Origin of the sequence: Phytoactinopolyspora endophytica (genome assembly GCF_004138495.1) — a bacterium.
In the GTDB taxonomy this organism is placed as follows: domain Bacteria; phylum Actinomycetota; class Actinomycetes; order Jiangellales; family Jiangellaceae; genus Phytoactinopolyspora; species Phytoactinopolyspora endophytica.
In genome coordinates this window covers 1-3,113 of record NZ_ML142859.1, presented here as the reverse complement: position 1 = coordinate 3,113, position 3,113 = coordinate 1, and the positions used below count along the sequence as shown (strand labels likewise).

The window sequence follows — 3,113 nt, the reverse complement described above, 5'->3', positions numbered from 1 at the left end:
CGTCGACGTCGTCGACGTCCGCGTACGCCTCACCACGCCAGAGCTCCAGGGCCTCCCGACACAACGTGACCGCCTCGTCGAGGCGGCCGGCGGCGCCCGCCTCCCGCGCCTGGTCGAAGCGGTCGGCGAAGACAACGGCATCCAGTTCACCAGGTCCTACGGCAAGCTGATAGCCCCCAGGCCGTCCGGCAAGCCGCTGCGGATCGTCCAAAGCTCGCCGTAGCCGGTGGATATGCATCTGCAGGCGCTTGTGCAGGCTTCTGTCGAGCTGCTCAGGGAGCAATTCCGAGCCCCAGAGCACCTCGGCCAAGGTGCTGACGGACACGACGCGGTTCGCGCGCGACAGCAACACCGCGAGCAACTTGCGGCGATGTTCGGACAAGGGTACGGCGGCCCCGTCCTGGACGATCCGCACCGGGCCCAGCACCGAGAACTGCACGTCATGTCCCGGGTCGTTGGACGACATAGTGCCGGCCCTCGTCGCGCCGCCGGCCCGCCAGGGCGGACAGCTCGCCTGCTTCAGTGGAGCCGAAGGCCGCGAACATCCGCTCTGCTGACCGTAGATTCTCGCCGGACGATTCTGGGTCACCGGCCTCGTACTGCGCCTCACCCAGCACTCGTAACGCGCGTGCCTGGCCGAGGTAATACTCGGTCGCTCGGTGGATCGCCAACGCCTGCGAACCGTGTTGAATCGCCTGGTCCAGCCGGCGATCGGCCATCTCGATGCGCGCGAGAAGCACCAGCGTGTTCCCTTCCTTCACCCGACCGCAGGCCTGCGCACGTTCGTGCGCGCGGAGTGCGTATGAACGTGCCTTCTCCATATCGCCCAGAGCCATCTCATACTCTGCCAGACCGAGCAAGGCATCGGTCTCCGGCTCACGTTCACCGACGCGCTCCGCCAACGTCAGCGCCTCGCCGAACTCGGACTGGGCAGGTCCCCATTCCTGAGCGTCGAGGTAAGCCATACCCAGCGCGACCCGGGCCCGTGCACGACGCCGGGGCTGACCAAGTCCCTCCGCGCACTCCTTGGCCGCGAGTGCCTCACATCGCGCCTCGTCGAGCCGGCCGAGCTCACGCAGAAGGTCGGCGCGGACCACAAGCGCGTGGAACCTCGTGCTCTGGTCACCGAGTTCGACCGAAAGAAGCTCGGCCTGTTCGAGGACGGCGAGGCTCTCCGAGATCTCACCCAGCAGGATCCGGGTCAGCTCGCAGTTCACCAGTGCGTTCACCGACGTTGCACCCCAGGCGTCCCCGCGCAGCTCCACGGCCTTCTCGAACATCTCGGCGCCGCGCCTGAGCTGGCCTCGCATGCATGCCAGGCGCGCAAGGTTGTTGACCGTGATCGCCTCCACTGCGCCGCTCGCGGCGCACTCGCGTTTGATCGCCAATGCCCGGACCAGACACGTGTCAGCCGCGTCGAGGTCACCGAGGTTCTGCAGGTAGACACCGAGGTTGTTCAGACAATAGCCGAGAAGGACCTGGTCATCGTTGTCCTCGGCCTGCCGCACGGTGTCGGTGAGGGTCTCCACCGCCTGCTGGGTGTCAAGCCGTGCCAACACCGTCGCCAGTTGCGCGCTCGCGTGCGCGACGGCGATCTGATCACCGGCTGCACGTGCTGAACGGACTGCGGACCGAATCATCGCGATCGAGTCACTGATGTAGCCACTGTCCGCCACCGCTATGCAATGTCCCAAGGCGAGCTGCCAGGTCCAGTGTGGCGGACCGGACACCGCTGCGTGCGCGACGGCGGCCACAATATTGCTGTGCTCCGCCTGCGACCACGCCGCCGCCTCGAAGGCGTTACGCAGGACGATCTCGGGCAGGCTGGCCGGGACATCCGGCGCCTCGAGCTTCGGGCTCTCCGGGCGGAAACGGCGGCTGGCCGCCTCCTTGCCCTGGTAGTACCAGGCCATCAGCCGGTCGACAGCGTCAGCCCGAGCCCGGAGCGGCTCCTCGTTCTCGGCGCAGCTCGCGGCGAAGTCACGGAGCAGGTCGTGGAAGCGGTACCGCCCGCTGACGTGCTCTTCGATCAGATGGGCGGCCTCCAGGCGGCGGATGTGACCGCGGGCTTCGGACGGCGGCTCACCGCTCAAGGCGGCGGCCGCGTCGAAGGTGAAGTCCGGTCCGGGTACCAGGCCCAGCAGACGGAACAGCCGCCGTGGACCGTCGTCGAGGCGCTGGTAGGACAGGTCGAATGCGGCCGCGACTGCAGATTGGTCGTCGTCCGCGATCTCCAGCGTGGTCAGTGGAGCGGCTCGGAGATCAGCGACATACTCAGCCAGAGTTCGCTGTGGCTGGTCGGCAAGCTGGGCGGCGGCGATCCGGAGCGCAAGGGGCAGCCCTGCACAGGCGTCGATGAGCGCGCCGACGTGCGCCGCCTCGGCCGACGTCCGCTCTCGGCCAAGGAGGCTGTCCAGCAACTCTCGTGCCTCGTGTCCCGGTAGTGTCCGCAGCCGCAGCGGGTGCGCGCCGTCCTTGGCGATGAGCCCGAGCAGTCGGTCTCGGCTCGTGACCAGTGCCAGGCACCCGGGCGATGCGGGCAGCAGCGGGCGCACCTGGCGGGCCGATGCGGCGTTGTCGAGCAGCACGAGGACCTTCCGCCCAGCCAACATTGACCGGTACGCGGCCGCGGCCGCGTCCATCGCGGTGGGTATATTGCCCGGGTCGGCGCCCAGGCCACGCAGAAGGTGGGTCAGCGCCTCGATCGGTTCGAGTGCGGGAGCCGTCGCGTGACCGCGCAGGTCGATGTAGAGCTGCCCATCCGGGTACCGGTCGGCGATAGCGTGGGCGTACCGCAAGGCGACCGTCGTCTTTCCGACACCGGCTGTGCCGGTCGCCACCACCACGGCCGCTCCGTTGTCCGCGCAGGCACGCTCCATCTCTGCCAGCTCCGCCGCTCGGCCGACGAAGATCCTGGACTGCGGTGGTAGCTCCCGGGGGTACTGGACGGTGTCCCCGGCTGGGCGCGGCTTTGCGGCTCGCTCACGATCCTCCGGCATCTCGGCTTGTATCTGTTCGTACAGTTTGCGCAGCTGCACACCCGGCTCGGTCCGCAAACTCTCCGCCAACCGACGACGCAACTGCCGATACGTCGTCAACGCCCTCGCACGCCG

At 68.3% G+C, this 3,113-nt stretch carries 2 protein-coding genes; both read right to left on the bottom strand.

Annotation, left to right across the window (positions count from 1 at the left end):
* A partial coding sequence (locus tag ELR45_RS20175) for an AfsR/SARP family transcriptional regulator (RefSeq protein WP_205856931.1) occupies nt 1-466 on the bottom strand: 466 nt, incomplete at its 3' end.
* Nucleotides 441-3,113: ATP-binding protein (locus ELR45_RS20170; protein WP_129667978.1), on the bottom strand; the 2,673-nt coding region annotated here is incomplete at its 5' end. The genes ELR45_RS20170 and ELR45_RS20175, both read right to left, overlap by 26 nt.